The organism is Desulfolutivibrio sulfodismutans DSM 3696 (assembly GCF_013376455.1).
GTDB lineage: Bacteria > Desulfobacterota > Desulfovibrionia > Desulfovibrionales > Desulfovibrionaceae > Desulfolutivibrio > Desulfolutivibrio sulfodismutans.
In genome coordinates, this window is the sequence record NZ_CP045504.1 from 3,199,817 (window position 1) to 3,222,449 (window position 22,633).

Below are 22,633 nucleotides of genomic sequence, written 5' to 3' on the forward strand. Positions count from 1 at the left end.
CATGAAGAGCAGGCTCCTGACGCAAACCGCCAAGGCGATCCTGGCCGTGACCGGCCTCATCACCCTGTCCTTTCTGTTTTTCGACCGCCCGGCGGCCTGGTTCGCCCACGGCCTCAAACAGACGGCGGTGTTTGACCTGGCGAAATACGTAAGCCTTACGGCCGACGAGACGTTTTTCTTTTCGCTTTTGGCCGTAGGCCTGGCTGCAAGCGCCGTGAACCTCCTGGGTTCAACCCCGAAGGACTGGGCGCGCGACCTCCTGTGCATCTGCCTGGCGGTCTGTGCGGCCATCGCCCTGACGGACTGCCTGAAATTCGTGTTTGGGCGCTGCCGACCGCCCCTTCTTTTCACCGAGGACCGCTACGGCTTCACCTGGTTCACCGTGAAAAGCGGGTTCACGTCCTTTCCTTCGGGCCACTCCACGCGCATCTTCGCCCTCTGTGCGGCCCTGGCCCTGCGTTTTCGCCGTCTGGCCGGGCCGCTTCTTCTGGTGGCGGCCATGGTGGGGGTCAGCCGGGTGTTCGCCCTCAGGCATTATCCCTCCGACGTGCTGGCCGGGGCCTTCGTCGGGGTCACGGCCGCCTGCTGGGCGTGGGCCCTGCGCCGGGTCGGCCCCGGGGCCTGAACCCTCCGCCGTCCGGAAGACGCGGCCGCGACATGCGGGCATCCGGGAGTGTTGTCGCCGTGTTGCAGACGCCGCCCGCAGCCCCCGGTTTGCCACGGCCTGCCCTTTTGGCTATTGCCTCGCACTGACACCAAAGGGAGCCCGCCATGAAAGACTGCACCATCCCCACCACGGCCTTCGACCTGACCAACCCCCAGGTGCTTCTGGCCTGGCAGCGCAACCATCTGGCCAACGAGCGCACCTTTTTGGCATGGTGCCGCACGGGACTGGCCCTCTTCGCCTTCGGGTTCGTCATCGAGCGCTTCGATTTCTTCATCCGCCAGATGCAGTCCCTGCCCATGTTCGAGGGCCTGACCCGCAAGCACCTGCACACCGAGGCCATCAGCCTGACCACCTTCGCCGTGGGCGTGGCCGTGATCATCATGGCCGGGTGGCGATTCGCCTATGTGCGCCGCCTCATCAACCGGGGCGAGCAGCAGTTTTCGGCCCTGCCGGACATGCTGTTCATGATCTCCATCATGACCATCATCATCAGCCTCTTTGCCGCGTTCTGGCTGCTGGTGGCCAGGTAGCCCACATCCCCATGCCCCCCATGCCCCCCGTATCTGGCCTCGCGCCCACAACCCACGGCGGCCATGTCCTGGCCCTGGCCGCGTCCAGCGGCCGTGATCCGGCGGACATCCTGGATTTTTCGGCCAGCATGAACCCGCTCGGGCCGCCGGACGCCCTGCGCCCGATCATCAGCCGCACCGTGTCCGACCTGATCCGCTATCCCGACCCGGACAGCGCCGGGCTCCTGGCGGCCGCCAGCCGCCGCTACGGCGTCCCGGTGCAAACGCTTTTGGCCGGAAACGGCACCAGCGACCTGCTCTTCGCCCTGGCCAGGGCCGCCCGAGGCCCGGTCGGGCCGGTCGGGACGGTCAGGACGGGCGGTGCGGATGGGCCGGTCTGGTCCCGGGCCGTGGTCGTGGCCCCCTGCTATGTGGACTACCGCCGGGCCTGCGAGCGGGCCGGGCTGGCCGTGACGCCCTTCCTCACATCCCCGGAGGAAGCGTTCGCTCTGGATTTTGCAGCCCTTGAGGCCGCCCTGCCCGAGTCCCCGGCCCTGGTCTTTCTGGGGCGTCCCCAGAACCCCACCGGACAGAGCTTTCCGGACGCGCCCCTGCGGGAGCTGGCCGCCCGGCGTCCGGACTGTCTGTTCGTGGTGGACGAGGCCTTTGCCGATTTCGTGCCGGATTTTTTCAGCCTGACCCGGGAGCGACCGGCCAATGTGGCCGTCTTCTTGTCCCTGACCAAGTCCTTTGCCGTGCCGGGGCTGCGTCTGGGGCTTTTTGCCGCCGATGCGGCCCTTGTCGGCCGGGTGCGGGAGGAACTGGCCCCCTGGCCGGTCAACGCCCTGGCCCAGGCCGTGGGGGAGGCCTTTCTCGGGGATGCGGACTTTTTGGCCCGTACCAGGACGGAGACGGCCCGGCTGCGGCAGGCCCTGGCCAGGGGGCTGGCGGAACTGCCCGGGGTGCGGGTGTTCCCGTCCCAGGCCAATTTTTTGTTGTGCTGCCTGGAGGGCGAGCCGGATGCGGCTCTTGTCCTGCGCGACCGGCTGTTGGCCGGACACGGTGTGGCCATCCGGGCCTGCGCCGATTTCGAGGGCCTGTCCGGCCGCTTTTTCCGGGTGGCTGTTCGTGGCGACGAAGACAACGCCCGGCTGCTTGCGGCCATGAGGGGATTGCTCGATCCGGCCCGGCTCCGGCCTCAACGGCGGCATCGGCCGCCCGTGGCGGCCGGGCCGCGCCGGACCCCGGCCATCATGTTCCAGGGCACGACCTCAAACGCCGGGAAGTCCGTCCTGGCCGCCGCCCTGTGCCGCATCCTGCGCCGCCGGGGCCTGTCCGTGGCCCCGTTCAAGGCCCAGAACATGTCGCTTAATTCCGGGGTCACCCCGGACGGCCTGGAGATGGGCCGGGCCCAGATCCTCCAGGCCCGGGCCTGCGGCCTGGCCCCCGAGGCGGCCATGAACCCGGTGTTGCTCAAACCCTCCTCGGAGACCGGCTCCCAGGTCATCGTCCTGGGCCGCCCGGTGGGCAACATGGACGCCCGCACCTATTTCGCCCGCAAGCGCGAGCTTTTTTCCACGGTCACGGCGGCCTACGACGGCCTGGCGGCCCGCCACGAGGTCATGGTCCTGGAGGGCGCGGGAAGCCCGGCCGAGATCAACCTCATGCGCCACGACATCGTGAACATGGCCATGGCCGCCCATGCCGGGGCGGCGGTGCTCCTGGTCGCAGACATCGACCGGGGCGGGTCGTTCGCGGCCCTGGCCGGGACCATGGAGCTTTTGCCCGAGGCCGACCGGCGGCGAGTGGCCGGTTTCGTGCTCAACCGCTTCCGGGGCGATCCCAGGCTTCTGGGCGACGGGCCGGACTTTCTCTGTCGGCTGACGGGCAGGCGGGTGTGGGGCGTTGTGCCCAACATCGTAAACCTGGAGCTGCCCGAGGAGGATTCGGTGTCGCTCAAGGCCGGGGGGCTTTTGCCCGTGCGCCGGGAGGCCGATCTGGACGTGGCCGTGATCGATCTGCCGCACCTCTCCAATTTCACGGACTGCGACGCCCTTCTGGTGGAGCCGGATACGGCCGTGCGCCTGGTGCGCGCCCCGGGGGAGGTGGCCCCCGGCCGCAGGCCCGACGCCCTGATTCTACCCGGCAGCAAGAACACCCTGGCCGACCTGGCCTGGCTGCGGACTGTGGGCCTGGACCGGGAGATCGCGGCCTGCGCGGCCTCGGGCCGGTGCGAGGTGGTGGGGATCTGCGCCGGGATGCAGATGCTCGGCGACGAGGTGCGCGACCCCACGGGCCTGGAGTCGGGCCGGGAGCGGGAGGCGGGGCTGGGGCTTTTGCCTCTGGCCACGGAGCTTTTGCCCGAAAAGACCCTGCGCTTCGTGGCGGCGGTCCACCTGCCCAGCGGCAGCGCGCTTGCGGGTTATGAGATCCACCACGGGACCAGCCGACCGTCGTGCGCCTCCGGGCTTGTGGAGGTCGTGCGCCGCGAGGACGGCCAGGCCCTGGGGCACGCCCGTCCGGACGGGCTGGCGTGGGGGTCGTACCTGCATGGCCTGTTCGACGCCGACGGCTTTCGCCGCGTCTGGCTGGACGGCCTGCGCCGCCGCAAGGGCCTTGCCCCCCGGACGGTCCCCACTCCCTACGACCTGGAACCGGCCCTCTCCCGGTTGGCTGACGTGGTGGAGGCGCACCTGGACATGCAGGCCGTGGCGGCCGTCCTCGGGCTGTGAGAGCCGACCTGTCGCTTCGCGCCGGGACAACGCAAAAAGGCCGGATCGGCAAAGCGATCCGGCTCATGCTGCCGACACAGTCAGCAGCCTTGAAATTCACGGGCAGGCCGCGGCGCAGCCGGGCCGTCAGCGAGGGATTTTCGGGGCTTTGCGCCCGGCGGTTGTGCCGCCGTTGGCGGCACAACGCCCCGGTTTGTTGAAACCGGGGCGTTGACATCAGCCGGGGCTGGCGGCCGACGGCGGGGCTGCGGGAAAAACCGGGAGCTACTTGGCCGCAGCCGCTCCGCAGCCGCTGCACGCGGTGGCGCAGGACGCGGCGGCCGGGGCCTTGTCGCCCGACGTCCCGGACGCGGAGGGCGCGGCGGACGCGGGGGACGCGGGGGACGTGGAATCGGACGCAGCGGATGCGGAATCGGACGCGGCGCCGCTGTCCTTGCCCTTGGCGCCGGACTCTCCGTTGCCGCCTGACTCGGCCCCGCCGTGGCGGTTGCAATAGTCGGTCACGTACCAGCCCGAGCCCTTGAGCACGAAGGACGTGTTGGAGATGATCCGCTTCGAGTCCCCGCCGCAGGCCGGACAGGCTTCCGTGCGTTCTTCAAAGCCGCGTTGAATCTTTTCAAACACCTTGTCGCAGTCCTGGCAGCGGTATTCATAGATCGGCATGTCTTTTCTCCACGAGATGCATGGCTTACGTGATCAGTGGTCCGCCGAGGCCCCGGCGGGCCTGCGGCGACGGTCCCGTATTCCCTTGAAAGCGTGCGGCGCTATTGCCGTAACCGTATGAGATCGTTTGTATTTCACAAAAAAAGCTGGCACTTGGCGTGTGCGAGCGCCAAATAGATAATCGATGAATCGCCCCAGTCAAGGGGGGAAAGGGCGGTTATTTTGCTGGAATACCTGAAAATACGGCGGGTTGTGGAAAAAATACGGGTGGCGGAGAAAAGATGGCACCCCGGGAAAAGCAGAGGTGGGGTTGTGGGTATGGGGTGACGTCTGTCGCGGCCACGGCCCCGGCAGGGGAAGCGTCCCTTCCCCATGCCAGGGTCATGCCTGCGGGATCATGCCACGTCTTTGGAAACATGCCCGCTGCATCCCGATACGATCAGCCAGTGCGCATTCTCTCTCAACACCCCGTCGCCCAGGGACGCCGCGCCGGGCAGGCGATCCGGACGCACTACTTCTTTTTCGTCCTTTTCTCCCACAGCTTCATTTCCTTCATCTTCTTGCGACGCTCACGCTGCAACTCTTTGCACACCAGGGGCAGGTTCTTGGCGTAACCCCATTTTTCCCTGTATTCGGCGGGCGTCATGCCATACTTGGCCAGATGCCGCTTGGTCAGAATCTTGAAAGACTTTCCGGATTCAAGACACACGATGCTCTTTTCCCGGATGGCCTTTTTGGGGTCCATGATCGGGGCTTTCTCCTCGACTTCCGCTTCCGGAGCCGTGCCTTCGCTGATGCTCTTGATGCCTTCGGCCAGTTTCGTGACCATGGAGGTGAGCTCCTCCTCGGTCATTGTGCGCACGCTGGCTTGAGCCTTGACGATGTCAAGGGCTTGTTTCAGATAATCATCCATGGTGACCTCCCGTCGCCGAATTACGTTTTTTTCAAAGACTCTGTTTCATTGTAAAGAACATTTCCCGATGTGTTGTCAAGGAAAATATTTGCATTCCACGCATAAAAGTGAGCTTATACCTTTTTAAGGATACGGCGGATGTTTGCACGGGGCTATGCGTTCATGCACGGACTTCGGACTGCGATGCAACCTTGGATTGCGTGAGGGAAAAAGCAAGGCCCGTGCCGTATATGGCCTCTCGAGCTGGCTGTCTCGCATGGTATGAGCCATGAGCCGTCACGGTGGGCGAGTTCCACAGGGGATGAGCAACGTTACACGACTGGGGAAAAGGCAGGGGGACGGGACGCAGGATGGGTAAGCGTCAGGCGCGACAGGCTTGGAGCGGCTTGCCGTGCGGAAAGAGGGAGATTGCAGGCGACGCCGTCAAAACCCTTGCCTGCGGCACGGCGGCTTGATATATTGACTGAAATTTTAGTCAATGAGAATGAAATGGGCCGAAACCAGGAACAAAACCAACTCCAGCGCGACACGCAGCGGGCAAGAATCCTCTCGAGTTCCTTGCGGCTGTTCGTCAGTCGGGGCTTCGCGGCCACCCGCATCACGGACATTGCGGCGGAGACGGGGATTTCGTCCGGGCTGCTGTACCATTATTTTCAGAGCAAGGACGATATGCTGGTTGCCCTGCTGCAAGAGTCCCTGCCGAAGATGGATGCGGCCGCGCGTGACCTTGAGGCCATGGAGCTTCCCGTGGCGGACAAGATCCGCCTCGCATTGCGGCTGCTGATACGCGGGATTCAGGAAAACGCCGAGACAGGGAAATTCCATCTGCTGGTCGCCCTGGTCTCGGCATCGGAGGCGCTTCCCGATGCTGCGCGCCAGATTCTCGCGCGCCATGCCCACGGCCCATATCAAATCATGGAGAGAATTTTCGCGAAGGGGCAGGCGGAAGGCTCTGTCCGCAGCGGGAATCCCCGCGACATGGCGATGCTCTTCTGGGCGTTGGTCAAGGGGCTTTCCATCCACCACTCCATCCATGGAAACACGCTGGGCGAAGCGGATCCTGAATCCGTATTGCCGCTGTTTCTTAAATGAGGACCGCCATGCAGAGTCTCAAGAGCCGTCTGGTCAATGCCTTGATTCGGAATCGTCACTATTTCCAAGGGAAGCTGCGCCGCGACGTCTTCACCATGGATAGCTCCATCCAGGCGTTTCGTGACGATTGCGAAAAGGCCGCCGCCAGGATGTCGCGCATTCCGCCCGGAGTCCAGGTCGGGCCGACGACCATGGGCGGGATTGCGGCCGAATGGCTGCGTCCGGCCGCAGCGCCCGGGAACAAGGCCATCCTTTACGTTCATGGCGGCGGCTACGTGTCGGGATCGTGCGCCGACCACCGCGGATTCGTGTCCGCCTTCGCAAACAGGCTGGGATATGCCGCGCTCACCTATGATTACCGCCTTGCCCCCGAACACCCCTATCCTGCGGCGGTGGAGGATTCCATCGCCGCATATAGGGGATTGTTAGTGACGCATCGCCCGGGCGACATTCTGGTCGCCGGCGAATCGGCAGGCGGCGGGCTGGCCCTGGCGCTTTTATTTGCGATCAGGAAATACGCCCTTCCGATGCCCTGCGCTGCGGTGGCGATATCTCCCTGGACCGACCTCACCTGTTCGAGTGCGGGATATTCTACCCGAAACGAGCGTTCGGTCGCCCCGAAGGATTCCTGGGTCGTATTCGCCAATCACTATGCCGGTGGTGCAGACCGCCGGGATCCCTTGATGTCGCCGCTATTTGGCAATCAAAGAGGCTTTCCGCCGCTGTTGATAAACTCGGCGAAGGATGATGAGTTGTATGATGATGGAGAGAAGTTCGCGCGACGGGCCAGGGAAGCGGGCGTCGATGTTGTCTTTCGTCCGGGGGTTGGGATGATACATTGCTATCCGCTTCTTTCCCCCATGTTTCGTGAGGCGGCCCTGGCCATGGACGAAATATCCTGTTTTGCCAGCAAGCACCTTGGCTGAAGATGCCGAAGATCGAACAGATCCTGCGTTCCGATAGGGCATCAAGCCGGATGATCGCTTGTCAGTATCCGTCCAATGTCGTCAGAAGGGGCATGGATGCGGGGATTGTCATGTTCCCTGCGGGTTGGGGCTACAGGGTTCCGTGAATTGGTCCTGCCCGGTTCGTCGCCTTGGATGGCCTCAACGAGCCTTCTCCAGTCCCAGTCCTCCTCTCGGAGAACGCTCTACATCGGTCAGATCATGTGCTCTCGACACCCGCTGCACGGCGATGTTGACAGATCCTCCGCTTTACGGAAAATTGCCGTATTGCCCTGGAACATGTTTGAAAACCGATGGAGAAACCACTTGAACCGTTCGTGCGTACTCCTTGTGACGGTCCTTTTTCTGGCCGGATGCGGCCACCGCTGGGTCAACTCCCAGATCACCGACCCGGCCGAGGCCAAGGCCCGCCTGGCCAGCGACACCGCCTATTGCAGGGATATCGAGAATCTGCTGGAACAGCGGGTCAACATCCAGGACAGGGTCTCTTTCGACCCCACGGCCGTTGGCCAGATGTCAAATTATTACAGCAATTATAAGATCGAGAGCACCAGGACCGATGTGTTCGAACGGTGCATGAACGACCGGGGCTGGTCCGGGCTCTAACGGCTTTTGGCGCGTTGCGCACCCTGCGTTTTCGCGAGCGGCGCGGCGCGCGCCGTACGGGAGAGCCTCTTTGTAAGGCTGCGGGGTGAACCCGGCCGCCTGCCCGGCGCGCCGGTTGGGCGGCCGGGGCGGCAGGAAGAAGGCTGATGCGGCAGGCTGCGGCCCCTTTCGCCGTGTGCGCCCGTAAAACTAATGGACGCCGCCCTGCCCGGGGTTCTCCACGTTGCCGCTTCCGGCCAGCCCGGCGGCGAAGCGGCGCACCTGTTCGCTCTCCCGCCAGCCCTCGTAGTATTCAAACCATTCGTCCAATTCCCGCACCCGCTCGTCCATGATGGCCTCATGGCTGGTCAGCCACATGGCGAAAAGCCGGTTCTCAAGCTTGAAGGCCTCGCTGTCGAAGGCCTGGGCCAATATCCCCGAGGCGTATCGGCTGACCTCAAGGTTGCGGAACACGAACTCCCCCACCACCCGCTGGGAGGTTTCGTAGTCCGTGGGCTTGGCGTTGATCTCCTTGAGGAATTCGGCCAAGAGCGGCTGGTTTTTTTCCGCCGCCAGGATGCGTTCGGCCGGGATGTCGACAAACACCTGGCCGTCGCGGTCCACGGCGAAATAAAAGCGGGCCCAGTTCTCGGCGGCCAGCACCTTGAAGATGTCGCCCACGGCGGCGTTGAGGTCGGTGGAAGGGGCCTGGGGCGCGGTGGTGGGGCAGTTCATGGGGTCTCCTTGAGGCAACGGACAAAGTGTCCGGGTGATGTTTCGAGAAGCTTGGGGGACGATACGGCGCATTCCGGCATGGCCTCGGGACAGCGGGGGTGGAAGACGCATCCCGGGGGCGGGGAGAAAAGGCTCGGCGCGTCTCCCGCCAGGGGGGAGCGGGCGGCCTGGCGTCTGGCCGGGTCCGGTATGGGCGCGGCGGCCAAGAGGGCCCTCGTGTACGGGTGGGCCGGGTTGTCCATGAGGGTGTCCGTGGCGGCCAGTTCCATGATCCGGCCCAGATACATGACCGCCGTGCGGTCGCTGATGTGGCCGACCACGGCCAGGTCGTGGGAGATGAACAGGTAGGCCAGGCCCAGGCGGGCCTTGAGGTCGCACAGGAGATTGATGACCTGGGCCTGTACGGACACGTCCAGGGCCGAGACCGGCTCGTCGCAGACCACCAGGGACGGGTTGGTGGCCAGCGCCCGGGCGATGGCCACCCGCTGCCGCTGGCCTCCGGAAAATTGGTGGGGATAGCGGTCGGCGTGCTCGGGCAAAAGGCCCACCTGGTCCAGAAGCTCCATGACCCGCTCCCGGCGGGCGGCCCGGTCGCCCATGCCCATGGCCCACAGCCCTTCGGCCACGCTGAATCCCACGCTGCGGCGCGGGTTGAGGGAGGAAAAGGGATCCTGGAAGACCATCTGGATCAGGCGCGGCAGATTGTCGCGCACCTTCGGATCGTCCATTTCCAGGCCGCCATGGAGCACCCGTCCGGCGCTTGGCCGTTCAAGCCCGGCCACGCATCGGGCCAGGGTGGACTTGCCGCAGCCCGATTCGCCCACCAGCCCTACGGTCTCCCCCCGGCCCACGCTCAGGTCCACGCCGTCCACGGCGGTCACCGTGCGCCGGGACGTGCCCAAAACGCCCCCCCGGACGACATAGCGCCGGGAAAGGCCCTGCACCTCAAGCAGCGCGCTCACGGCAGACGCTCCACCGCCGCCTCGGCATGCAGCCAGCAGCGCGCGCAGCGTCCGGACTCCAGGCGGAAAAAGGGCGGGACGTCCGTGCGGCAGCGGTCGAAGACCAGAGGGCAGCGGGGATGGAACCGGCAGCCCCGGGGCAGCCGGGTCAGGCTGGGCACCGTGCCCGGGATGGCCGCCAGCCGCGATTTGTCCCCGGGCCGGGGCAGGGAGCGGATCAGTCCGGCGGTGTAGGGATGCAGGGGGCTGGCGAAAAGAGACGGCACGTCGCCGTATTCGGCCACCTGTCCGGAATACATGATGGCCGCGTTGTCGCAGGTCTCGGCCACCACCCCCAGGTTGTGGGTGATGAGCAGGATGGCCGTGCCCTTGGCGGCGGCCAGATCCAGCATGAGGGCCAGGATCTGCTTCTGGATGGTCACGTCCAGGGCCGTGGTGGGTTCGTCGGCGATGAGCAGGTCCGGGGACAGGCACAGGGCCATGGCGATCATCACCCGTTGGCGCATGCCCCCGGAGAGTTCATGGGGAAAGCTGGCCAGGCGGCGGTCGGGGTCGGAAATGCCCACCAGGGTCAGCATGTTCCCGGCCTGGGCCAGGGCCTCGCTCCGGGACTTGCCCCGGTGCAGGCGGATGGCCTCGGCGATCTGCTCCCCGATCCGCAGCACGGGATTGAGCGAGGTCATGGGCTCCTGGAAGATCATGGAGATGCGGTTGCCGCGCACCCGGCGCATCTCGTCCGGGGACAGGGTCAAAAGGTCCGTGCCGTCGAAGAGCACCCGCCCGGCGTCGATGCGTCCCGGCGGCTGCACCAGCCCCAGGATGGACAGCCCGAGCACCGTCTTGCCGCACCCGGACTCGCCGACCACGGCCAGGGTCTCGCCCCGGGCCACGGCCAGGCTCACGCCGTCCACGGCCACGGCCGTGCCCTCGGCGGTGTGGAAGGCGGTGCGCACGTCGTGAATGGAGAGCAGGGTGTCCGGCATGGTGTTCGGGGCCTTTTGCGGCGTAAGTGCCGTGCCCGGGACGGTACGTGTTTTGGGCCGTGGTTTCAAGGGCGGACCACAGCCTGGAGGCTGTCGCACCCGCTGGCCCGGCGACAGCGGTTGACGGGTACGGCAATCTGCCGTATTTCTCACCCATGAACAGCCGCAACACCACAGCCCGCCTCGAAGCGCGCCTGCCGGGGGAGATCCATGCCCTGCTCAAGCGCGCCGCCGAGTTGCAGGGACGCAGCCTGACGGATTTTGTCGTGACCGCAGCCAGCGAGGCCGCCCGCAAGACCATCGAGGACATGGAGATCCTGCGCCTGTCGGCCGACGACCAGCTTCGGATCGCCCAGGCAGTGCTCGACCCGCCGTCTCCGGTTCCGGCCCTGGTCCGGGCCGCCAAACGTCACCGCGAAAGGGTCGATCCGGCGTGAACCTGCGTATCGTGGCCCTGGACGAGCGCCTGGACCGGAGCGGGTTTGCCTGCGGCGAGGAGGCGCTTGACCGCTATTTCCGGGAGCGCGTCTCACAAGACGTGAAACGCCGCGTGGCATCCTGCTTCGTGGCCCTTGGCAAAACGGCCGTGGCCGGATTTTACACCCTGGCCTGCGCTGGCATCCCGGTGGTGGATCTGCCCGAGGCCCTGGCCAGACGTCTGCCGCGCTATCCCACGCTTCCGGCCATCCGCATCGGCCGGTTGGCGGTGGCCTTGGCCTTTCAAGGCCAGGGTATTGGCGGCGTTTTATTGGTGGACGCCATGCGCCGCGCCCTGCGTACGGAGGTGGCGGGATTTACGCTTGTGGTGGACGCCAAAAGCGAGCGCGCCGCGTCCTTTTACGAGCATCATGGATTCATGCGGCTGGCAAGCCGCCCGGGGACGCTTTTCCTCCCCCTGGCCACGGCGCAAAAGGCGCTCACGCCATAATCTCGGCCAAAGGGCTCCCCGGCGTCACTGCAAGGCGTCGGGCGGGTCGCACCAGATGCCGTCGCCCTCCACGTCCCGGGCCGTCACGCCGCCGCCGAAGGGGGCGCGACGCAAAATCTCCGTCACCAGGGGGTTGAGCCCCTCCCGGGACAGGGCCGAGACCGGGATGGCCCCGGGAAAGCGCGACAACAGTTCGCGCCCGGCCTTTTCCTCCATCCTGTCCCACTTGTTCATGACCAGGATGCGGGGGATGGTGTCCAGGCCCAGGTCGCGCAAAATCTCCTCCACGGCCCGGATCTGGTGCAGCACCTCGCGGTGGGAGGCGTCGGCCACCTGGACGAGCAGGTCCGCCGACTCCAGCTCCTCCAGGGTGGCCCGGAAGGCCTCCATGAGTTCCTTGGGCAGCTCCCGGATAAATCCCACCGTGTCCGTCAGGATGACCTCGCGTTCGCTGGGAAACCGTAGCCGCCGGGTGGTGGGGTCCAGGGTGGCGAACAAGCGGTTTTCGGCCAACACCTCGGAGCCGGTGAGGGTGTTGAGCAGGGTGGATTTTCCGGCGTTGGTGTAGCCCACAAGCGACACCACCGGCAGCCCGGCCCCGGATCGTCCGGCCCGGGCCGCCGCCCGGCGCTGGCGCAGGCCGGAAAGCTCGTTTTTGATGCGCGCGATGCGCTCTCGTATGCGCCTGCGGTCGATCTCGAGCTTGGTCTCGCCCGGGCCCCGGCCGCCGATGCCGCCCATGAGCCGGGACATGGCCCGGTCCTGCTTGACCAGCCGGGGCTGGAGATATTTGAGCTGGGCCATCTCCACCTGGAGCTTGCCCGAACGGGTGCGGGCGTTTTGGGCGAAGATGTCCAGGATGAGCTGGGTGCGGTCCAGGATTTTGAGCTCCGTGACCTCGGCCAGATTGCGGATCTGGCTGGGGGCCAGCTCGTTGTCGAATAAAAGCGTCCCGGCCCCGCTGCGAAGGGCCACGATCTCGATCTCGGCCAGCTTGCCCTTGCCCAGGATGAACTTGGGGTTGACCTTGGCCACGCGCTGCACCACCCGATCCGCCACGGCAAGTCCGGCCGTGTCGGCCAGGGCGGCCAGTTCGTCCAGAGAGGCCTCCATGTCCTCCCGGGGCGCGTCCGAGACGCACACCAGGACCGCCAGCTCCCGGCCCGCGTCGCCATGGGCGGCATGGGCGGACAGGCTCTCCCCTTCACGCGACAGTTCGTCTTCCAGGGCCAGGGCCTGGGCCGTGAAATCCGTGTCCACCTTGTCCCAGTCCGCCGGGGGCAGCAGGCGGTAGGGTTCCCTGGAGGCCGCCGGGGGCAGCAGGTGGGCGGAATACATTGTGCGCGGCGCGGCCGCCTGGTCCACGGTCAGGGCGGCCACGCTGTCGAGGCGCAAAAACAGCATGTCCGTCAGGTCTTCCTCCGACAGGGGCTCTTCGGAGAGGTGGGTGTGCAAAAGGCGCAGGCCCCGCAGGCGTCCGGTTCCCATGCGGGAGCGGGCCAGTTCGGGGATGTAGATGCCCTTTTGTTCGCCCACGATGACCATGGACGGCCGACCCTTGCGGTCGATGAGCAGGCCGATCTGGCGGCTGATCCCGGCGCTTAAGGCCGCCAGTTCCCGGGCCTGTTCGAGGGTGTAGCCGCCCTGGCCGGGATAGCGCCGGGTCAGGAGGCGCTCCACGGCGCGCAGTTGGCTGGGCTTTAGGCCCGCGGTGTTTCCCTGGACTTTGGAGGCGATGGCGGTGTCCCTGTTGTGGTTTGCGGCGCGGTCAGCGGGCCATGTAGGAGGCGATCATGGCGTCGTATTCCGAGGTCAGTTTGAAGGTGGCGGCGGCCATGTCCCGGCGAAGCGGCAGGCCGACATGAAAATCCTTGTCCGCGAGTTCGCGCTGCACCCGGGGATAGTAAGCGGCGCCGGGAACCACCAGGATGCTCTGGAAGTTTTTGGCCGAGGCCCGTAGCAGGGTGGGGCCGCCGATGTCGATGCGCTCCACCATGTCGGGAAGCGACAGCCCGGCCTTTAAGGCGTCGGCGAAGTTGTAGAGGTTGACGCACACCAGATCGAAGGCGGCCAACTGGTGTTTGGCCAGGGTGCGCCGATGCTCGGGATTGTCCTTGTCGGCCAGGATCCCGGCGTGGATGTGGGGATGCAGGGTTTTGACCCGGCCGTCGAGAATCTCGGGAAAGCCCGTCACCCGGCTGACGGAGGTGACGGCCAGCCCGGCGTCCTGAAGGGCCTTGCGGGTGCCGCCTGTGGAGACCAGCTCCACGCCGCCGCGTTGCAGAAATTCCGCGAAGGCCGCCAGGCCGGTCTTGTCGGTGACGCTCAAAAGGGCGCGACGAATAGGGAGAAGATCCATGCCTTTCCTCTGTGCTTTTTGGAAAGGCACTGCCAAATTCGGCCAGCCTTGGCAAGTCGCCCCGTGCGCCAAATATCGGCTTCCGGCCCCCGGGAGCGCTGCCACGGGGGTCGGAAGCCGAACGGGGAGGGGAGATATCGCGGTCGCGCAGTCCGCAGAGGCGTGGGGCCGGGGCATCGTTTCCCAGGGGCGGGGCGATCCGCCTCCGGGGATGCCGCTTCCGGCCGCAGTCCTTCCGAACCGCTGAAGACGCCGGAGGTTAGGCCGCGACCTGGCGCAACTGCTCCGAGAGCTCCATGGCCGGCTGGTTGCCCGGCTCCTGTTCCAGGATGGTCTGGAGTTGCTCCCGGGCCTCTTCATGCCTGCCCAGGGTCATGAGACAACCCGCCAGGGTGAAGCGCACCTCGTTTTTCACCGGGTCCACGGCCAGGTAGTCCTTGAGATGGGGCAGGGCGTCCTGCACGCGGTTATGCGCGTAGGCCAGGCGCACCATCCCGAAAAGGGCCACCAAATTTTCCGGATTTTTGGCCAGGGCCATGCCGAAGTGGGTGAAGGCGGCCTCGATCTCGCCGCGCTCCATCTCAATAAGCGCCATGCCCGCATAGGACCGGTCGCCGGGTTCCAGGTCGGCCGCCCTGCGGTAGTACCCCATGGCCAGATCCAATTCGCCGCGCTGCACGGCGATGGTGGCCAGGCCCAGATGCGGTTCGGCGTAGACGCCGTCATCGCCCATGGCTTTGTGGTAATACTCTTCGGCCTTGTCCAGGTCGCCCATGAACAGGTAGCACTCGCCAAGTTCCTTGTTGATTTCGTAATCCAATTGACCGCTCATTGCGTGTCCCCTCCGTGGCATTCGAGGTCTGCGGCCTGCGTCCATGCATTGTTTGGTCCGCACCTCTTTTCGCCGTCCCCGTGCCGGGACAGCCGAAGGAACGTCTCCCCGTTCCCCTACCCTTGTCCGCCCGGAAAGCGCGATCCGGGACCCGTTTTTTCCGGGCAAGCCCTCTCATGCAACGCTTGTGCCACAAGCAGATTCTTCCCCCTTTGGCGTGGCCGCGGCCGGGGGTGGGCCGGGCGTTGGAAAACATACATTTTATTCTTTTATTACAAGATGTTGGTGGCATGGAACGGGAATTGCTTTGTGCCCTGCGAATCACGTGCGGCGCGTCGCCGGACAATAGGGCGGCAGGAAGCCGGACGAGGGAGCAAACACCGATGAAATCCTTGTTTCCAGACAATGTGGGCCTGGTGGGAAAGGTGCTGGATCTGCACCTGGAACGTCAAAATGTCGTCATGTCCAACCTGGCGAACATCGATATCCCGGCCTACAAGGCCAGGAAGATGGACTTCGAGGGCGAACTGCAAAAGGCCCTGGACCGTGACGGCAAGGGAAGGATGACCCGCACGGAAAGCGGCCACATTCCCTCGGCCTTTGATGCGTCAAATTTCGAGGGCGAGCTGTCGGAAAAATGGAAACCCCAGGTGGTGGCCGGGCTCGACGCGGTGGACATGGACAAGGAAATGGCCGTGATGGCCAAAAACACGCTCATGTACAACGCCCTGTCGGACATCGCCCGGCGCAGTTTCGAGGGCATACAGAAAGTCATCGCCGAGGGAGGCAAGTAACATGGACTTCTCGACCGCACTGGACATCGGTTCGTCGGCGTTAAGCGCCCAGCGCACCAATTTGAACGTCATTTCCATGAACCTGGCCAACATCCGTTCCACCAAGACGGCCAACGGCGAGGGGCCCTACCAACGCAAAAGCGTGGTCTTCGAATCCACCCCCGTGGACACGCCGTTCTCCAAGGCCATGCAAGGCGCCCTGGACCGGGATATCTCCGGGGTCAAGGTCACGGGAGTGGTCAACGACAACCGCCCCCCCCGGCTGGTCTTCGAGCCCGGACATCCCGACGCCGATGAGAACGGCTATGTGGCCTATCCCGACATCAACGTGGTGGAGGAAATGGCCAACATGATCACGACCATGCGGTCCTATGAAGCCAGCGCGGCCTCCATCAGCACCACCAAGTCCATGTTTTCCAAGGCCTTGGAAATCGGAAGATAAAGGAGAAATCCCATGGCCATCTCCCCTGTGGCGATCTCCGCCTACAAAAACGCCCTGAACTCGGCCAGCCGCATCGATGCGAAGGTCGCCGACAGTCTGGCCAAGCCCGCCAAGCCCGGGCAGTCCTTCATGGACACCCTGCAAAGCTCCATCGAGAACGTCAACGCCATGGAGACCAAAAAGGCGGACATGATCCAGTCCTTTGCCTCCGGCGAGACCCAAAACGTCCACGAGCTCATGATCCATCTGCAAAAGGCCAGCCTGGCCATGGGCATGACCACCGCCGTGCGCAGCAAGGTCATGGAGACGTACAAAGAACTGGTCAAGATGCAGTTTTAGGCCGACATTTCCCATAACCAGATCACTCCCGGAGAAGACGCATGCCCCCCGCCATCGCCAAGTATTGGGACAAAATCGCCCGCTTCTGGTCCGACCGGACCCTGGCCCAGCGCATCCTGGTCGGCGGGCTGGCCGTCTCGGTGATCCTGGCCTTTCTGCTCATGCTCTATTTTCTCAACCAGGTGGAATACCGGGTGCTGTATTCCCGGCTTTCCCCGGAAGACGCCGCCCGGGTGACGGAGCAGCTTCAGGCCTCGAAGATTCCCTACAGGATCCAGGATAACGGGGCGACCCTCCTGGTGCCCGAGGACATGGTCTACGAACAGCGCCTGCGCATCGCCGGGGAAGGGGTCATGCACGGCTCGGGCGTGGGCTTCGAGCTTTTCGACGAGCTCAAGGTCGGCCAGACCGATTTCGTCCAGCGCATCAATTACCAGCGGGCCATGCAGGGCGAATTGTCCCGGACCATCGGCGAGTTTCCCCAGGTGGAAAAGGTCCGCATCCATCTGGTCATGCCCCATAAGAGCCTTTTTATCGAAGACCAGAAGCCCGCTTCGGCCTCGGTGGTCCTGACGCTCAAGCAGGGGCAGCGACTGGACAACAAACAGCTCCTGGGCATCGTCAACCTGGTGGCCATGTCCGTCGAAGGGCTGACGCCCGACCGCATCACCATCACCGACACCAACGGGCTGGTGCTGTATCAGCCCTCCGGGGACAGCACCCTGGAAGGCATGACCACCTCCCAACTGGAGTACAAGACCACCTACGAAGCCAACCTGGAAAACCGCATCGAGCAACTGCTCACACCCATCGTGGGCCCGGGCCGGGCCATGGTCAAGGTCAACGCCGACCTGGACTTCAACCAGCGCACCATCCGCAAGGAATCCTACGACCCCGACGCCACCGTGGTGCGCAGCGAACAACGCAGCGAGGAATCCACCTCCGGTTCGGCCATGGTCGAGGATGCCGCCGTCACCACCCCCCAGGGCGGCGCGGCCGTGCCCAACACCAACTTTCGCGGCGACGGCTTTTCCGGTACCGAGTCCACCCAGAAGTCCAACCGGGAAAACCGCACCACCAATTACGAGATCAACAAGGAAGAACAAAACATCGTCACCTCCATGGGAGGCTTGAATCGTCAAACCATCGCGGTTATCGTGGATGGAACGTACACCACGCCCGAAGGGTCGGACGTGCCGGTCTTCACCCCGCGCAAGGCCGAGGAACTGGAGCGCATCCGGGCCCTGGTGTCCAAGGCGGCGGGCGTCAATTCCGGGCGGGGCGACGAGGTGGAGGTGTCGAGCTTCGAGTTCGGCTCCCCGGACCTGTCCGGCGAACCGAGCCTGATGGAGACCATGCTGGAATACGCCCAGCGTCTCGGCAAGCCCTTTTTGAACGGCCTTTTGATCTTCCTGTTCCTGATCCTGGTGGTGCGCCCGGTGGTCATGGCCCTGATCCGGCCCCGGGTGTCGGAGGAAGGCATCGAAACACTGGATCGTCTGCCTGAAGGAGAGGCTCGCATGGCCCTGGGAGAACCCGAGGAAGAGGAAGTCGGCGTCATCGAGGAATCCAAGCGTTTTGAACTGGCCAAGGCCCTGGCCCTGCAACTTTTCGAAGAAAACGTGGAGCAGTCCATCACCGTGCTCAAAAGCTGGCTCAAGCAGGAGGCGTAGGGCGACATGGCCCCTTTTTCCGGTCCTCAGAAAACCGCCGTGCTGTGTCTGGCGCTCGGCGACAAGTTCACCGGCGAGGTGTTCAAGCGCCTGGATCGTCGGGATATCGCACGCATCTCCAAGGCCATGTTGGATATGGAGACCGTGCCCAAGGAGCAGGTCGAGGAGATCGTCCACGAATTCAACGAAAACATGCAGTTCGGCAAGGAAATGGTGGTGGGCGGGCCGGATCAGGTGCGGCAGCTTCTGGGCAAGACCCTGGACGCAGATACGGCCAAGTACATCCTCGACTCGCTGGAGATCGACACCGGGCCCACGCCCTTCCAGGAGCTTGGCAACGTCAGCCCGCGCATCCTGGCCCAGATCCTTCGCAACGAGCATCCCCAGACCCTGGCGCTCATCCTTGGCCATCTGCATCCGGACCAGGCCGCCGAGCTCCTCCAGAACCTGCCCTCGGGCGTGCGGGCCGAGGTGCTCATGCGCCTGTCGCGGCTGGAGGCCGTGGCCGAGGAAATGCTCATGGAAGTGGACAAGGTTCTGCAAAACCAGCTCATCGCCATGGGCGGCAAGGAAGGCAAAAAGGTGGGCGGGGTCACGGCCGTGGCTGAGATCTTAAACGCCGTGGACAGGGCCACCGAGGAGGAAGTCCTTTCCGAGATCGAAGAGGAATCCGCCCAGATGGCTGAGGACATCCGCAACCTCATGTTCGTGTTCGAGGATATCAAGGCCCTGGACGACCGGGGCATCCGCGAGCTCCTCAAAGAGGTCTCCAACGAGGAGCTGACCCAGGCCTTAAAGGGCGCCAGCGACGAGCTCAAGGAGAAGTTCTTTAAAAACCTCTCCGAACGCGCCGCGACCATGATCCAGGAAGACCTGGAGATCATGGGGCCGGTGAAGCTCTCGGACGTGGAGAGCTCCCAGCAAAACGTGGTCAAGACCGTGCGCCGCCTGGAGGCCGAGGGCAAGATCGCCATAGGGCGCGGAGGCGGGGATGTCTTCGTCTAGCCCCCCCGGCGGCGGCATCCCGTCGGCCACGGGCCGGGTGGTCATGGGCATGGGCAGCGCCGGTCCCCAGGAGACCACCGTGGCCGAGATCGAGGCCCGGCGGACGCCGTTTCCCTTCGAGCGCATGGAGGCCGAATTCTGGGAGCGCACCCGGGCAAAGGCCCAGGACATGGCCAAGGAGATCATCGCCCAGGCCATGGCCGAGGCCGAGCGGCTTCGCGCCGCGGCCCGGGAGGAAGGCCTGGCCCAGGGCACGGCGCAGGCCCAGACCCAGTTCGAGACCCATGTGGCGGAGATGAGCAAGGCCTTCGGCGAGACCCTGGCCGCCATCCAGGGCGACCGCAAAACCCTGTGGGACGGCTACCGTCAGGATTTCGTCGCGCTTGTCCGCCTGGCCCTGGAAAAGTCCTTCGGCATCCTTTTGGGCGACTCGCGCCAGGAGATTTTGGCCTCGCTATTAGACGAGGCCCTGGATCTCATCGACAGCCGCACCGAGCTGGCCGTGATCGTGCATCCCGAGGACATGCCCATGATGGAGGAGCTTTTGACCCGGGCCGCCCATAGCCGCCAGGGGCTCGAACGCTGGCATGTGCGCGGCGACGCGGCGCTTCTGCCCGGGGGCGTGCGCCTGGAGAGCCGCGACGGCATGGTGGACAACACCGTCAACAGCCGTTTTGCCGAGGTTTCGCGCATCTTCGACCAGCTCTCGGTGCGCCCCGAGGCCGACGGCGAGGCGGCGGGCGACGTCCATGGAGCTTGACGCCAAGGCCCTGGTCAGCATCATGGCCGACTTGCAGCCCGCCCAGGCCTTCGGCAAGGTGAGCAAGGTGGTGGGGCTTATCGCCGAGGGCCGGGGCATCAAGGCCCCCATCGGCTCCGTGTGCCGACTCATGCCCGACGACGCCCGGGGCGTGGAGATTCCGGCCGAGGTGGTGGGGTTTCGCGACGGGGCGTGCCTTTTCATGCCCTACGGCGACATGCGCGGCATCAGCCCCGGCACGCTCATCAAAAACACCTCCACCCCGCCGCTTATGCCCGTGGGGAAACGTTTTCTGGGCCGCACCGTGGACGCCTTCGGCAATCCCATCGACGAGATCGGCCCCATCTTCCCTCGGAAATTCCGCCCCATCTTCGCCGAGCCGCCCAGTCCCCTGGAGAGGCCGCGCATCTCCGAACCCCTGGACGTGGGGGTGCGGGCCATCAACGGCCTCCTGACCCTGGGCAAGGGCCAGCGGGTGGGCATCATGGCCGGTTCGGGCGTCGGGAAATCGACGCTCATGGGCATGATCGCCCGGGGCACCAAGGCCGACATCAACGTTATCGGGCTTGTGGGCGAACGCGGCCGGGAGGTCTTGGAATTTATTGAAAAGGATCTGGGCCCCGAGGGGCTGGCCCGGTCGGTGCTGGTCATCGCCACCTCGGACCAAAGCCCGCTGATCCGCATGCGCGCGGCCTATGCGGCCACGGCCATGGCCGAATATTTCCGGGACGAGGGCGCGGACGTGATCCTCATGATGGACTCCGTGACCCGCTTCGCCATGGCCGGGCGCGAGGTGGGGCTGGCGGCCGGGGAGCCGCCCACCACCCGGGGCTATACCCCCTCGGTGTTCGCCCATCTGCCCAAGCTTTTGGAGCGGGCCGGAAAGAACAAATCCGGCTCCATCACCGGCATCTATACCGTGCTGGTGGACGGCGACGACTTCACCGAACCCATCGCCGACTCCACCCGGTCCATCCTGGACGGGCACATCGTGCTCACCCGCGACCTGGCCGACCAGGGGCATTTCCCGGCCATAGACGTCTTAAAAAGCATCAGCCGTCTGCGCTCCGACGTGACCACGCCCGAGCAGCGCGAGGCGGGCAAGGTGCTCCTGCGGCTTCTGGCCACCTACCGCCGGGTGGAGGACATGGTGAACATCGGGGCCTACGCCAAGGGATCGAATCCGGACATCGACCGGGCCCTGGCCATGATCGGCCCCATCGGCATCTATCTGCGCCAGGACGTGGGCGAACCCGCCCCCCTGGAGGAGTGCTTCGCGGCCCTGGCCAAGATCGCCGCCGTGAAGTAGGCGGCCGCGCCGGGCTCACGGGCGGCGGCCGGTCCAGGCTGCTTTTCTGGTGTGTCCGCCGCTTATTCCCACTCGAAATTTTCCGGAACCGTCACGCCATATCGCCGCGCAAGCGGCGTTTTGAGCGGCCCCTTGTGTCCTTCGTTCGCCCTGATGTATTCCAGCACCTGCCAGTTCGGTATACCCCAGACCAACAGCTTGTTCTTGAAAACGACGTCCCATTCGTCTGCGAAGTTTCTGCCTACGTTTTCCTTGTCAAAGATGGTTTGCACATGATCGATGAAAATCTGTCTCTGCTTGAGCATTTTCAGCAAGGTGCGCTGTCTGATCACTTTTGGGGGGATGTTCTCTGAAATCAGGCTGTATGTCGCCTCGGCAACGGCGTCGGGGTCCGGGTCGACGAGTCGTGCGAAATCTTTGTCCAGGAAATAGTCCCGCCCTCCGATATTGTGGGTGCTGACGACAGGAATGCCGCACAACAGGTATTCCGTCGCAGCGTACATTCCTCCTTCCAGGTCGGAAAGGCATAATCCAACTCTCGATTTGTTGTAGAGCTGGCATATATCCTGTGGCGACAAGAACCTGTCCATTCCTGTCTCGGGGTGTTCATTCAAAAAAACGGCGTTCGGAAGATTATTCTTGAGCTCTGCCTTGTATGCGAGGCCTTCTTTTTTTTCTTTTGCCGGAGAATAGTAAATCAATCCGACATTGTTCAGTTTCGAAGCAAGCATATGTCGCTTGAACCGGTCAAGCCTTGCATTGTAGATGGCGTCATATTCCTTCGGAGAACCATCGATGATGTTGAATATGCGTTGGTCAAGGAATGCGTTTTGATGGCAAAATGTTGTGTTTATTTTGCATTTTTCAAGGAGAAACATGTCGACATGGTCATTGACCATGATGTGCACATCGTGCTGGGGGTAGTATTTCTTTAGAAAATAATAGCTATTCACCATGTTGAACAATTCATCATTGTCCTGTGGTGTCCACCATGACCACAAGAGGTAGTAAACTTTTTTGTTCCGTAACGCCTGGCTCAGCGTCAAGGCGGGCTGGCCGGGATGTGGCGAGCCGAATCCTACGATGATGAGAGGGTCCAGGCTTATGACATCGCAGTACAGATGGACTTCACATTTTATGGAGAGCAAAGGAAGCTCCATGTGGCCAAGTTCGCGTTGCCGGGTGGCCCTGGCCGGGGTCGTGAGGTGCCGGTACGGCTTCGACCAGCGTGGGATGGCCGCTTCACCGGCGCGAATCATAATGTGTTTTTCGGAAAGAAAGAAGCCCCTGCGGGAACGTCGGCGGGATTCCGGTTCATGATATGCGTCGCCGCGTGGCCTGCGTCAGGGCTTTCCGGCTTCCTGCATGCCCAACCATCGGGGAAAA

24 protein-coding genes are annotated in these 22,633 nt (G+C 64.3%); 15 read left to right on the forward strand and 9 right to left on the reverse strand.

Going from position 1 to position 22,633, the window contains the following annotated elements:
- Position 1: 1 nt before the first annotated feature.
- From GD606_RS14630 to GD606_RS14640, 3 genes are all read left to right on the forward strand, one after another.
- The gene (locus tag GD606_RS14630) at positions 2-625 is read left to right on the forward strand and encodes a phosphatase PAP2 family protein (RefSeq protein WP_163300816.1); all 624 of its coding nucleotides are present in this window, start codon (positions 2-4) and stop codon (positions 623-625) included.
- Between the two features lie 146 nt (positions 626-771).
- Positions 772-1,197, forward strand: coding sequence for a YidH family protein (locus GD606_RS14635; RefSeq protein WP_163300817.1), 426 nt, complete (start codon positions 772-774; stop codon positions 1,195-1,197).
- Between the two features lie 11 nt (positions 1,198-1,208).
- Positions 1,209-3,908 carry a cobyric acid synthase gene (locus tag GD606_RS14640; protein ID WP_246298825.1) on the forward strand — a complete coding sequence of 900 codons (2,700 nt, stop codon included), beginning with the start codon at positions 1,209-1,211 and terminating at the stop codon, positions 3,906-3,908.
- 264 nt (positions 3,909-4,172) lie between these two features.
- Here the strand turns inward: GD606_RS14640 and GD606_RS14645 are convergent, their stop codons facing one another.
- Positions 4,173-4,571, reverse strand: a complete 399-nt coding sequence (locus tag GD606_RS14645; RefSeq protein ID WP_163300818.1) for an FmdB family zinc ribbon protein — start codon at positions 4,569-4,571, stop codon at positions 4,173-4,175.
- Between the two features lie 511 nt (positions 4,572-5,082).
- Positions 5,083-5,484: a Ros/MucR family transcriptional regulator gene (locus GD606_RS14650; protein ID WP_163300819.1), complete on the reverse strand. Its 402-nt coding sequence runs from the start codon at positions 5,482-5,484 to the stop codon at positions 5,083-5,085.
- A 408-nt stretch (positions 5,485-5,892) separates the two neighbouring features.
- Here GD606_RS14650 and GD606_RS14655 point away from each other — a divergent pair, with 408 nt between their 5' ends.
- The 3 genes from GD606_RS14655 (at position 5,893) to GD606_RS14665 (ending at position 8,147) form a co-directional block, all read left to right on the forward strand.
- A complete protein-coding gene (locus tag GD606_RS14655) occupies positions 5,893-6,576 on the forward strand; it encodes a TetR/AcrR family transcriptional regulator (protein WP_163300820.1) in 684 nt (227 codons plus the stop codon).
- Between the two features lie 8 nt (positions 6,577-6,584).
- A complete protein-coding gene (locus GD606_RS14660; RefSeq protein ID WP_163300821.1) occupies positions 6,585-7,502 on the forward strand; it encodes an alpha/beta hydrolase in 918 nt (305 codons plus the stop codon).
- 345 nt (positions 7,503-7,847) lie between these two features.
- Positions 7,848-8,147 (forward strand): hypothetical protein, encoded by a 300-nt coding sequence (locus tag GD606_RS14665; protein WP_163300822.1) that lies wholly within the window; start codon positions 7,848-7,850, stop codon positions 8,145-8,147.
- A gap of 189 nt (positions 8,148-8,336) precedes the next feature.
- On the opposite strand, the gene GD606_RS14670 is transcribed toward GD606_RS14665, so the two are convergent.
- From GD606_RS14670 to GD606_RS14680, 3 genes are read right to left on the reverse strand one after another with little or no spacing between them, the layout of a single operon-like run.
- A complete protein-coding gene (locus tag GD606_RS14670; protein WP_163300823.1) occupies positions 8,337-8,861 on the reverse strand; it encodes a hypothetical protein in 525 nt (174 codons plus the stop codon).
- Entirely contained in the window at positions 8,858-9,823 is a 966-nt protein-coding gene (locus GD606_RS14675) for an ABC transporter ATP-binding protein (protein WP_163300824.1), read from the reverse strand. The genes GD606_RS14670 and GD606_RS14675 overlap by 4 nt, the downstream gene beginning before the upstream one ends.
- Entirely contained in the window at positions 9,820-10,806 is a 987-nt protein-coding gene (locus GD606_RS14680) for an ABC transporter ATP-binding protein (RefSeq protein WP_163300825.1), read from the reverse strand. Before GD606_RS14680 ends, GD606_RS14675 begins: the two co-directional genes overlap by 4 nt.
- Positions 10,807-10,853: 47 nt before the next feature.
- Between GD606_RS14680 and GD606_RS14685 the strand changes: the two genes are divergently transcribed.
- Together GD606_RS14685 and GD606_RS14690 are read left to right on the forward strand one after the other, a co-directional pair.
- Positions 10,854-11,243: a type II toxin-antitoxin system TacA family antitoxin gene (locus GD606_RS14685; protein WP_246298827.1), complete on the forward strand. Its 390-nt coding sequence runs from the start codon at positions 10,854-10,856 to the stop codon at positions 11,241-11,243.
- Positions 11,240-11,734, forward strand: a complete 495-nt coding sequence (locus GD606_RS14690) for a GNAT family N-acetyltransferase (protein ID WP_163300826.1) — start codon at positions 11,240-11,242, stop codon at positions 11,732-11,734. The genes GD606_RS14685 and GD606_RS14690 overlap by 4 nt, the downstream gene beginning before the upstream one ends.
- Before the next feature lie 24 nt (positions 11,735-11,758).
- Here the strand turns inward: GD606_RS14690 and hflX are convergent, their stop codons facing one another.
- From hflX to GD606_RS14705, 3 genes are all read right to left on the reverse strand, one after another.
- Entirely contained in the window at positions 11,759-13,423 is a 1,665-nt protein-coding gene (gene hflX / locus GD606_RS14695) for a GTPase HflX (protein WP_176629384.1), read from the reverse strand.
- Positions 13,424-13,502: 79 nt separating this feature from the next.
- Entirely contained in the window at positions 13,503-14,093 is a 591-nt protein-coding gene (locus GD606_RS14700; protein WP_163300827.1) for an IMP cyclohydrolase, read from the reverse strand.
- Positions 14,094-14,352: 259 nt separating this feature from the next.
- Entirely contained in the window at positions 14,353-14,925 is a 573-nt protein-coding gene (locus GD606_RS14705) for a tetratricopeptide repeat protein (RefSeq protein ID WP_163300828.1), read from the reverse strand.
- Positions 14,926-15,308: 383 nt separating this feature from the next.
- Here GD606_RS14705 and flgB point away from each other — a divergent pair, with 383 nt between their 5' ends.
- Genes flgB through GD606_RS14740 form a run of 7 tightly spaced genes read left to right on the forward strand, consistent with a single transcriptional unit; the run spans position 15,309 to position 21,247 of the window.
- Positions 15,309-15,719, forward strand: a complete 411-nt coding sequence (gene flgB / locus GD606_RS14710; protein ID WP_163300829.1) for a flagellar basal body rod protein FlgB — start codon at positions 15,309-15,311, stop codon at positions 15,717-15,719.
- Position 15,720: 1 nt separating this feature from the next.
- Positions 15,721-16,161, forward strand: coding sequence for a flagellar basal body rod protein FlgC (flgC, locus tag GD606_RS14715; protein ID WP_163300830.1), 441 nt, complete (start codon positions 15,721-15,723; stop codon positions 16,159-16,161).
- Positions 16,162-16,173: 12 nt separating this feature from the next.
- Positions 16,174-16,500: a flagellar hook-basal body complex protein FliE gene (gene fliE, locus GD606_RS14720; protein WP_163300831.1), complete on the forward strand. Its 327-nt coding sequence runs from the start codon at positions 16,174-16,176 to the stop codon at positions 16,498-16,500.
- A gap of 41 nt (positions 16,501-16,541) precedes the next feature.
- Positions 16,542-18,173 carry a flagellar basal-body MS-ring/collar protein FliF gene (gene fliF / locus GD606_RS14725; protein ID WP_163300832.1) on the forward strand — a complete coding sequence of 544 codons (1,632 nt, stop codon included), beginning with the start codon at positions 16,542-16,544 and terminating at the stop codon, positions 18,171-18,173.
- A gap of 6 nt (positions 18,174-18,179) precedes the next feature.
- On the forward strand, positions 18,180-19,178 hold the full coding sequence (gene fliG, locus GD606_RS14730; RefSeq protein ID WP_163300833.1) for a flagellar motor switch protein FliG: 999 nt from the start codon (positions 18,180-18,182) through the stop codon (positions 19,176-19,178).
- Complete coding sequence (locus tag GD606_RS14735) at positions 19,165-19,938, forward strand: FliH/SctL family protein (protein WP_163300834.1); 774 nt, start codon at positions 19,165-19,167, stop codon at positions 19,936-19,938. The genes fliG and GD606_RS14735 overlap by 14 nt, the downstream gene beginning before the upstream one ends.
- Positions 19,928-21,247: a FliI/YscN family ATPase gene (locus tag GD606_RS14740; protein WP_163300835.1), complete on the forward strand. Its 1,320-nt coding sequence runs from the start codon at positions 19,928-19,930 to the stop codon at positions 21,245-21,247. Before GD606_RS14735 ends, GD606_RS14740 begins: the two co-directional genes overlap by 11 nt.
- Positions 21,248-21,309: 62 nt before the next feature.
- Here GD606_RS14740 and GD606_RS14745 read toward each other — a convergent pair whose 3' ends face one another.
- On the reverse strand, positions 21,310-22,506 hold the full coding sequence (locus GD606_RS14745) for a glycosyltransferase (RefSeq protein WP_163300836.1): 1,197 nt from the start codon (positions 22,504-22,506) through the stop codon (positions 21,310-21,312).
- Positions 22,507-22,633: the final 127 nt, after the last annotated feature.

What these genes read in the sequence shown, in the direction of transcription:
- GD606_RS14630 (WP_163300816.1), top strand. Translation starts at nt 2, where the DNA reads ATGAAGAGCAGGCTCCTGACGCAAACCGCCAAGGCGATCCTGGCCGTG.
- GD606_RS14635 (WP_163300817.1), top strand. Translation starts at nt 772, where the DNA reads ATGAAAGACTGCACCATCCCCACCACGGCCTTCGACCTGACCAACCCC.
- GD606_RS14640 (WP_246298825.1), top strand. Translation starts at nt 1,209, where the DNA reads ATGCCCCCCATGCCCCCCGTATCTGGCCTCGCGCCCACAACCCACGGC.
- GD606_RS14645 (WP_163300818.1), bottom strand. Translation starts at nt 4,571, where the DNA reads ATGCCGATCTATGAATACCGCTGCCAGGACTGCGACAAGGTGTTTGAA.
- GD606_RS14650 (WP_163300819.1), bottom strand. Translation starts at nt 5,484, where the DNA reads ATGGATGATTATCTGAAACAAGCCCTTGACATCGTCAAGGCTCAAGCC.
- GD606_RS14660 (WP_163300821.1), top strand. Translation starts at nt 6,585, where the DNA reads ATGCAGAGTCTCAAGAGCCGTCTGGTCAATGCCTTGATTCGGAATCGT.
- GD606_RS14670 (WP_163300823.1), bottom strand. Translation starts at nt 8,861, where the DNA reads ATGAACTGCCCCACCACCGCGCCCCAGGCCCCTTCCACCGACCTCAAC.
- GD606_RS14680 (WP_163300825.1), bottom strand. Translation starts at nt 10,806, where the DNA reads ATGCCGGACACCCTGCTCTCCATTCACGACGTGCGCACCGCCTTCCAC.
- GD606_RS14700 (WP_163300827.1), bottom strand. Translation starts at nt 14,093, where the DNA reads ATGGATCTTCTCCCTATTCGTCGCGCCCTTTTGAGCGTCACCGACAAG.
- GD606_RS14705 (WP_163300828.1), bottom strand. Translation starts at nt 14,925, where the DNA reads ATGAGCGGTCAATTGGATTACGAAATCAACAAGGAACTTGGCGAGTGC.
- flgB (WP_163300829.1), top strand. Translation starts at nt 15,309, where the DNA reads ATGAAATCCTTGTTTCCAGACAATGTGGGCCTGGTGGGAAAGGTGCTG.
- flgC (WP_163300830.1), top strand. Translation starts at nt 15,721, where the DNA reads ATGGACTTCTCGACCGCACTGGACATCGGTTCGTCGGCGTTAAGCGCC.
- fliE (WP_163300831.1), top strand. Translation starts at nt 16,174, where the DNA reads ATGGCCATCTCCCCTGTGGCGATCTCCGCCTACAAAAACGCCCTGAAC.
- fliF (WP_163300832.1), top strand. Translation starts at nt 16,542, where the DNA reads ATGCCCCCCGCCATCGCCAAGTATTGGGACAAAATCGCCCGCTTCTGG.
- fliG (WP_163300833.1), top strand. Translation starts at nt 18,180, where the DNA reads ATGGCCCCTTTTTCCGGTCCTCAGAAAACCGCCGTGCTGTGTCTGGCG.
- GD606_RS14735 (WP_163300834.1), top strand. Translation starts at nt 19,165, where the DNA reads ATGTCTTCGTCTAGCCCCCCCGGCGGCGGCATCCCGTCGGCCACGGGC.
- GD606_RS14740 (WP_163300835.1), top strand. Translation starts at nt 19,928, where the DNA reads ATGGAGCTTGACGCCAAGGCCCTGGTCAGCATCATGGCCGACTTGCAG.
- GD606_RS14745 (WP_163300836.1), bottom strand. Translation starts at nt 22,506, where the DNA reads ATGATTCGCGCCGGTGAAGCGGCCATCCCACGCTGGTCGAAGCCGTAC.